6 protein-coding genes are annotated in these 7,420 nt (G+C 60.4%); 5 read left to right on the forward strand and 1 reads right to left on the reverse strand.

The window, feature by feature from the left end; translation table 11 throughout:
* Nucleotides 1–601 precede the first annotated feature (601 nt).
* Nucleotides 602–997: a hypothetical protein gene (locus tag VHX65_11650; protein HEX3999197.1), complete on the forward strand. Its 396-nt coding sequence runs from the start codon at nucleotides 602–604 to the stop codon at nucleotides 995–997.
* A gap of 120 nt (nucleotides 998–1,117) precedes the next feature.
* On the opposite strand, the gene VHX65_11655 is transcribed toward VHX65_11650, so the two are convergent.
* Entirely contained in the window at nucleotides 1,118–1,444 is a 327-nt protein-coding gene (locus tag VHX65_11655) for a calmodulin-binding protein (protein HEX3999198.1), read from the reverse strand.
* A gap of 237 nt (nucleotides 1,445–1,681) precedes the next feature.
* Between VHX65_11655 and VHX65_11660 the strand changes: the two genes are divergently transcribed.
* The 4 genes from VHX65_11660 to VHX65_11675 form a co-directional block, all read left to right on the forward strand.
* Nucleotides 1,682–2,326 (forward strand): molybdenum cofactor guanylyltransferase, encoded by a 645-nt coding sequence (locus VHX65_11660; GenBank protein ID HEX3999199.1) that lies wholly within the window; start codon nucleotides 1,682–1,684, stop codon nucleotides 2,324–2,326.
* A 24-nt stretch (nucleotides 2,327–2,350) separates the two neighbouring features.
* Complete coding sequence (locus tag VHX65_11665; protein ID HEX3999200.1) at nucleotides 2,351–2,839, forward strand: YfcE family phosphodiesterase; 489 nt, start codon at nucleotides 2,351–2,353, stop codon at nucleotides 2,837–2,839.
* Between the two features lie 438 nt (nucleotides 2,840–3,277).
* Nucleotides 3,278–4,825, forward strand: a complete 1,548-nt coding sequence (locus VHX65_11670; GenBank protein HEX3999201.1) for a Do family serine endopeptidase — start codon at nucleotides 3,278–3,280, stop codon at nucleotides 4,823–4,825.
* A gap of 520 nt (nucleotides 4,826–5,345) precedes the next feature.
* On the forward strand, nucleotides 5,346–7,420 hold a 2,075-nt coding region (locus VHX65_11675), incomplete at its 3' end, for a hypothetical protein (GenBank protein ID HEX3999202.1).

Below are 7,420 nucleotides of genomic sequence, written 5' to 3' on the forward strand. Positions count from 1 at the left end.
AATCCCCGGCCGCTACAGCGCGTTGCCGGCCCGGGCCTCGGCGATGTACGCCCCCGAGCTAAAGGCCAACTCCGACGAGATCAAGCTGCAAGTTAGGGATTAGAGCGAGGAGATGAATAGGGTCAGGGTGAGGGGATAGGGAAGGACGCGCGAAACCGCAAGCGCGGATCCATGCCGTTTGAAATGGCAGCGCGCTTGCGGTTTCGCGGGTCGAACCCCTAACCCACTAACCCTATTCCCTAATTGGAAAAGTTTTTCGCGAAACTCTTTACTGTTATCCGGGTTTAATCGTTTGAGTCGCCGTGGGGCAAGGTTTCGGATTCCTTGCATGCGGCGACCCGCAATGTATATTTGGTGGACCGAGGGGCGGATGGGTCGCACGGGGTGTGGCCGACCGGTTTGCCAATTCGCGTTTTGATCCGCTTCTTCCTTTCCGGCGCACGGATGGGCCCGAATCGAGCCATTCCGTATATCAATCCCGCCTTACGACCGCCGCGAGCAATATTCGCCGGTCAATCTTAGAGAGAGCAATCGTTTGCGGCGTTTGGGAACGCGCGTTCCTGGCCGACTCGTTAATCATTCCATTTCAAGGAGTTGCGTGATGAATTGTCGAGCTGTAAAAGTGTTGGCAGTTGCCATTGGCGTGTGTGTGGCTGCCGCCACAGCCAGCAATGCTCTGGCTGCCAAAGATAAGGCCAAGCACGGCGTAGTGGCCGACATCAAACTGCCGAAGGCCGTTGCGGACAGCAAATCTCCAAAAACCGGCGATGCTAAATCCGGCGAAGAACACGGCAAGATCATGATCACGGAAACCGACAAGGCCACCAAAGCCTCGACAACCAATCCCTACGATCTGTCGGAATCGGTTTCGGTCCAGATTAACGGTGAACCAGGCGAGCTGAAAGACATCGCCGTCGGCGACAAGATCGCCTTCAAGCTCACCGACGGAAAAGTGTCGGTCATCATGAAGGGCCACAAGAAGAAGTCGAAGCAGTAGGACAAGCCGCGGCATTTCGCCGCCGCCCTTTGCGACCCCCCCCCAAAGAAACAAGCCCCGGAGCCGATGCCCCGGGGCTTGTTTTGTTGATTTGTAGCTGCGCCTGCGTCTTGCGGTTGCCTAGAACGTGTCCAAAATGAACTGGTGGCCGGTGTGATATTTCGCTCCCGAGGGGTAGAAATTGAACCATTGCTTGTTGTACACCGGGATCTGCATCTCGGGTACATAGCGGTAGTAGAGGCTGTTCGAGCTGCGATAGTATTCGTTGCCCCAGAAATTCTGCGGGTAGTAGACGTATGGATAATGGTAGAAACGGTCCCAGTCTTGCGTCGAGTAGGTGTTGCCCCACTGACGGCCGAACGCCTGCTGGGCCTTGGCCGGACGGGCCGAGAAGGCGCCTGCCAGGCCGGCGACGCAGCAAAGCGCAAACAAAGTGCGGCGGATCATTCGTGAGTTCTCCCCTGAAAGCGTGAAATACGGGGCGCGATTTATCCGAGCGGTTTGCGGGAACCGTCCGTCGCCGGCCCGAGCTGTTAGACGAGCTATTAGTTAAACCATCGGCAGCCTGAATGCGCCGCATTTAACGAATATCCGATAGAACCGGCAGACTCCCGCCGACGCAAACAACCGGATCGGACAGAAAGCTCGTGGCGAGCCGACGCGCGTTGCTAGCAATGGTGGCACATGAACTGCGGCGGAATCATCTTGTGCGGCGGTCGCAGCCAACGCATGGGAACCGACAAAGCGCGGCTCCCGTTCGGCCCTGAAACGATGCTCCAGCGCATGGTTCGGATTGTCGGCGAAGCGGTCCGGCCGGTGGTGGTGGTCGCCGCAGTAACGGCTCGGCTCCCCGATTTGCCGGCGGACGTGCGTATCGTGTTCGATCGCAAATCGGACCGTGGGCCTCTGGAAGGCTTGGCAGTCGGACTGGCGACATTGGCGAACATCCCCTCGACAAACGATAATTACACAACTGGATCCGCTGCAATCCCCATCGCGGCGTCCTTCGTCACCAGTTGCGATGCGCCCCTATTGCGGCCCGAGTTTGTCCGACGCATGATCGAGCTGCTCGATGATTCGGAAGCCGCGGTGCCGCGAGATGGGGGCCGATTGCATCCGCTCGTGGCCGTGTATCGTCTGACGGTCCTGCCGAAGATCGAGCGTCGCTTAGCCGCGGATCAGCTTCGCCTCACCGCCCTCGTTGAATCGCTGCGATTGCGGGTCGTCGGCCTCGACGAGCTTCGCGACGTCGATCCGCAATTGAAGTCGCTCGAAAACGTCAACGACCCCGAAGCGTATCGTCGGGCAATTCTGGCGGCAGCTCAGTGACCACGATCGAAAAGGCCCGCAGCGATGACAATGCTTCTCGGCGTCGTTAGCGACACGCACGGCGACATCGAGCACACACGATCGGCCTGCGCGATGCTCGGTAGCTTCAAAGTCGGCGAGGTGTTGCACTGCGGCGACATCGATACGGCAGAGATCGTGTTGCTCTTCCAGCAATGGCCGACACATTTCGTCTTCGGCAATTGCGACCATGATCGGCGTCTGCTCAAGAAAGCGATCGAAGCAGCCGGGCAAACCTGCCACGAGCGATTCGGCTCGCTGGAGATAGAATCCGTGCGAATCGCGTTTTTGCACGGCGACGATGGGCGATTGCTCGAAGAAACGGCCACGAGCGGCAGTTGGGGCATGGTGTGCCACGGCCACACGCACGTCGCCCGCCAAGAGTGGCTTGGCAACACGCTCGTGCTCAATCCCGGCGCCGTGCACCGCGCAAATCCGCATTCGATCGCCGTCGTCGAGGTTCCATCGCGCACGGTGCATCTGATCGAAATTTAGTGGCTCCTGGCTTCGGGTTCGTGGTCCGGAAAGGTGCGACTCATCCACCACCCTTGACCCCTAACCCCTCCGATTTCATATGGCGCCGGGGCCACGTGGTTTGATCGCTCTGGGATCGGGCATCAGTATCAATGGCATCCGCCAGTCTGCTGCAAATTCTTTTCCGCCAGCGGATTCCGGAAAATTCCAGTTTCTCGGCAAGAGTTTTTGCAAGAGAATCGCGGCCGCGGAAACATTCTACTGGCGACGCGAGCGATCGGTTTCATCCGGTTCTCCGAAGTCCCGAACGAAATTGCTGGCCATTTTGCTTCGCTGTCGGGTGCTCGAGCCCCAGCGCGATTGCAATCGATTCGCCAGGGCGGGCTGCCGGTCAAGTGGCCTGCAACGCCGCTTTTTCGCAAAAAAAGAGTGTTTTCAATCTTTCAAGGAGAGTTGGTCATGAATCGTTCGTTCTCATGGAAGCCTTGGGGCCTCGCTGCGGCCCTCGGAGCCATCGTCATGTTGGGCGGCGGATGGGTCGCCCTGCAAAACCGCGTTCAAGGGGAAGAAAATTCGCAAGCGCAGTCGGCCGTCAAGACGCACAAAGACGTCGAAGCCATCAGCCATGCGAATTCAATTTCTTATGCCTTCCGGCAAGCTGCTGCGGCCGCTCGGCCGAGCGTCGTCAAAATTCTTGCCCACACCGGCGCGAAGCACATGAAAAATACGTCGAGCGAAACCCCCTTCAACGGCGAAAATCCGTTCAAAGGCACCCCGTTCGAAAAGATGTTTCCGGGCGGACAGGGCCAGTTCAACTTCCCGCAGCAACAGCAGCCGGAACGCGATGGCCTCGGCTCCGGCGTGATTATCGACAAATCCGGCATCGTGCTCACCAACAACCACGTGGTGCGCGGCGCCGATGAAGTGACTGTCGTGTTGAAAGATGGCCGTGAGTTCAAAGCCACCGACATCAAGACCGATCCGGCGAGCGATCTGGCCGTGCTGCGACTCGAAGGCGCCAAGGATCTCCCGGCCGCCACGCTGGGCAATTCCGATGAAATGGAAGTCGGCGATTGGGTGCTGGCGATCGGCTGCCCATTCGGACTCGAACAAACCGTCAGCGCCGGCATCATCAGCGGCAAGGGACGTGAACTCGAGAGCAACCACGACGAGTTTCTGCAAACCGATGCCGCCATCAACCCGGGCAACTCCGGCGGTCCGCTCGTGAATCTCGACGGACAGGTGATCGGAATCAACACCGCCATTGCAACCAACAGCGGCGGTTATCAGGGTATCGGCTTCTCGATCCCGATCAATACCGCGAAATGGGTCGTCAAGCAATTGCTCGCCGGTGGCAAGGTGCAACGTGCCTACCTGGGTGTGCAACTCGAAGAACTCAACGCCGATCTGGCGAAGAAATTCGGCGCCTCGGCCGATCAAGGCGTGCTCGTGGCCGATGTGGTCAAGGATTCTCCCGCGGCGGCTGCCGGCTTGCAGGATGGCGACGTGATCGTCGACTACCAAAGCAAGGCGGTGCACAATCCTCGCGAACTCCGCGACCTGGTGGAAGTGACCCCGGTCGGCTCGAAGCAAACGCTTGCGATCCTCCGCAATGGAAAGACGATGAACGTCAGCATCACTCCGAAGGCTTTGCCCGCGAAATTTGCGGAGAACAATTCCTCGCAGGAATCGCAAGGCGACACCGAATCCGCAACCGACACTTACCAGGTGAAGGAATTCGGACTGACGGTGGGCGACATGACCAGCGATGAAGCCAAGGCATTCGACGGACACCACGGCGTCGTGGTACGGCAGGTCGAGCCCGATGGCGTGGCCGCTCACAAGCGGCTCGAGCCGGGCATGCTAATCCGCAAGGTCGGCGAGAAGCCGGTGAAGAATGTGCAGGATTTCGAAGCGGCCATGAAGCATGAATCGCCGAAGGCAGGCGTGATGTTCCAAGTCCGCGTCGGCAACAACAATATGTTCGTCGTGCTGCAAGCGAAATAATGCCAGAGCAGTCTTCTGCGGATCGGGAAGAGAGAAGTTCGCGTCGGCCGCGGCCATCCGTTCGGAAACGAACGTGGCCGCGGCTTTTTTTGCGCGCGCACAACCGTTCCGGAACGAAACATTGACCCGAAGCGTCAAAAGCGGACGGCGGCCGTCCACGAAAGGGACGACGAATCACAAGCCCGAAGCGTTAGCGAGGACGGGCGCTAACAGGCGCTGCAATTCTTTTTTTAGCACCGGGGGTGTGCCACTGGCCAGCAAAGTCGGCCAGTGGGAGCGCCGCTTGAGCTCGAACATAAACCGGACGTCCAGCGGCGTGCGTCCCTCGCTAACGCTTCGGGCTACAATCGCCAACACAAGCCCGAAGCGTTAGCGAGGACGGGCGCTAACGCTTCGCCCTACAATCGCCGGCCCTCCCACCTCGCGGAAACCTTGCCATCCCAAACGGGTGACACGATAATCAACCTCTGCCGGGTGAGCGATCGGGTCGAACGTCGCAATCGAAAATAGGTGGGTCGCGATGGCAGATGAATTCAATCCGTATCATGTTTGGCTCGCCATTCCGCCGGAGGAACAGCCGGCCAATTATTATCGCTTGCTGGGGCTGCGGCTGTTCGAGACAAACGCCGACGTCGTCGATAGCGCTGCCGATCGGCAGATGGCCCATCTGCGAACGTTTCAAAGCGGCAAGCACGGCGAGCTTTCCCAACGACTTTTGAACGAAGTGGCCGCGGCGCGGGTTTGTTTGCTCGATCCCAAAAAGCGGGCCGTCTATGATCAGCGGCTTCGCGCCAAATTGCCCGCCATGGCGCCGGCGGCGCAAAGCGGAGCGACCGCGGGCTCGGGCATCGGCATCGCGCCGCTTGGCCCGATCGCTCCCGGCGGATCCGCAATTCAGCGCCAGCCGCCGCGGCGACTGCCCACCGCTGCTCCGGCGTTCCCGCAAGCCGCTGCCGCCGTCAATCCGGCCGTTGCCCCCGCGACGGCGAAGCCGGCCGACATGTGGGACGATCTATTGGGCGATCCAAGCGGCAAGCCGGCCGCGAAAGCCGGCGGCAAATCCGCGAAGCTGGCTGCCGCCAAACGCGATGCGAAAAATCGCAGTGTCACCTATGGCATTGCCGCCGCAATCATCGTCGCCGCGGCTGCCGGCATCGGTTTGTTCGCCATGAATAACTCGTCGCCCGCGACGGGTACGATCGTGTTCGACTGGCCGGCGGCCGACCGGACCGACACGACGGTGACGATCGACAATGCGCCGATCACATTCCCTGCCGGCAAGAATTGGGAATATCAATGCCCGGCCGGAGAACATCGCGTTGTTGCCGAGCGGCCGGGACACAAGCTCGCTGCCGACGTGATCGTCGTTGCCGGTCAGCAGCAGATGGTGACGGCGGATTGGAAGCCGAAGGCGGTGCTGGTGTTGAATTGGCCAATGGAATTGCGAAGCGGCGCGACGTTGAAGATCGACGGCCACGCGCAAACGGTGGCGCAGCACATGCCGCTGGAAATCGCCGTCGAGCCCGGAAAGCATGTCGTTGAAATCACTCGCTCCGGATCGCCGCCATTCGGCACGATGGCCACGGTCGCGGCCGACGGGCGGGAATTGGTCACGATCAAACCGCCGCCGACCACGGCCACGCTCGTGTTCGATTGGCCGCCGGAGGAGCGCAAGGATGCCGAACTCACGGTTGACGGCCACACGCAATCGCTCGGCAGCGAGCCGGATGGCAATCCCTTCGAGCTGACGGTTCCGCCGGGCCGGCATGTGGTGCGCATCGCGCGAACCGGTTTCGAGCCGTTCCACGAATCGGTCGAACTGTCGGCCGGCACGAATCAACCGATCAAGCCGAGTTGGACACCGGAGCAAAAAACGGCGGCGGTCGCCGACACGGCGCCGGTGGAAACAGCTCCGCAGCCGGTGAAGAAACTCGCCCCGCCGCAGGCTGCGGAAATCGAGCGGATCGGCAAAGAAGTCGACGGTCTCTACAAAACCACCGGCGCCGGCCTAAAAGACCCGACCAAGGCCCAAGAACTATACGACGTGGCGGCCAAGGATGGCAGTTCGCCGGCTGAGCGCTATGTGCTGTTGACGAAAGGAGCCGAGATCGCCGCTGCCGGCGGAGATTTGAATCTGGCTCTGGCGGGCGTCGACACGCTCGCTGCGGCCTACGAGATCGACGCCTTGGAAGGGAAGCAAAAGCTGTTGGAAAAATTCATCGCCGCTGCGAAGCCCGACAAGGCGGCCGACGCGATTCCCGTGGCCGAGCAATTGATTGACCAGGCCGTGGCGGCCGATGAATACGAGACGGCATTGGTGCTCGCCACGGCTGCCAGCCATGCCGCGAGCAAATCGCAGATTCCGACCCATGCGGCGATCGAAGACCGTCTGTCGCGCCGCCGGCACGACATCCGGATCATCGAGCCGATCAATGCCGCTGCGAAGAAAGCCCAAGCGGTGCTCGACAAAAATCCGGCCGACGCGGAAGCGAACCTCGCCGTCGGCCGCTGGCGAGCGTTTTACAAAAACGACTGGCCCACCGGCCTGCCGCTGTTGGCAAAGGGCAGCGATGAAAAACTAAAATCGCTCGCCGC

The organism is Pirellulales bacterium, from assembly GCA_036267355.1.
Taxonomy (GTDB): Bacteria; Planctomycetota; Planctomycetia; order Pirellulales; family DATAWG01; genus DATAWG01.

Coding starts and splice junctions, on each gene's coding strand:
- VHX65_11650 (HEX3999197.1), top strand. CDS start 602: ATGAATTGTCGAGCTGTAAAAGTGTTGGCAGTTGCCATTGGCGTGTGT.
- VHX65_11655 (HEX3999198.1), bottom strand. CDS start 1,444: ATGATCCGCCGCACTTTGTTTGCGCTTTGCTGCGTCGCCGGCCTGGCA.
- VHX65_11665 (HEX3999200.1), top strand. CDS start 2,351: ATGACAATGCTTCTCGGCGTCGTTAGCGACACGCACGGCGACATCGAG.
- VHX65_11660 (HEX3999199.1), top strand. CDS start 1,682: ATGAACTGCGGCGGAATCATCTTGTGCGGCGGTCGCAGCCAACGCATG.
- VHX65_11670 (HEX3999201.1), top strand. CDS start 3,278: ATGAATCGTTCGTTCTCATGGAAGCCTTGGGGCCTCGCTGCGGCCCTC.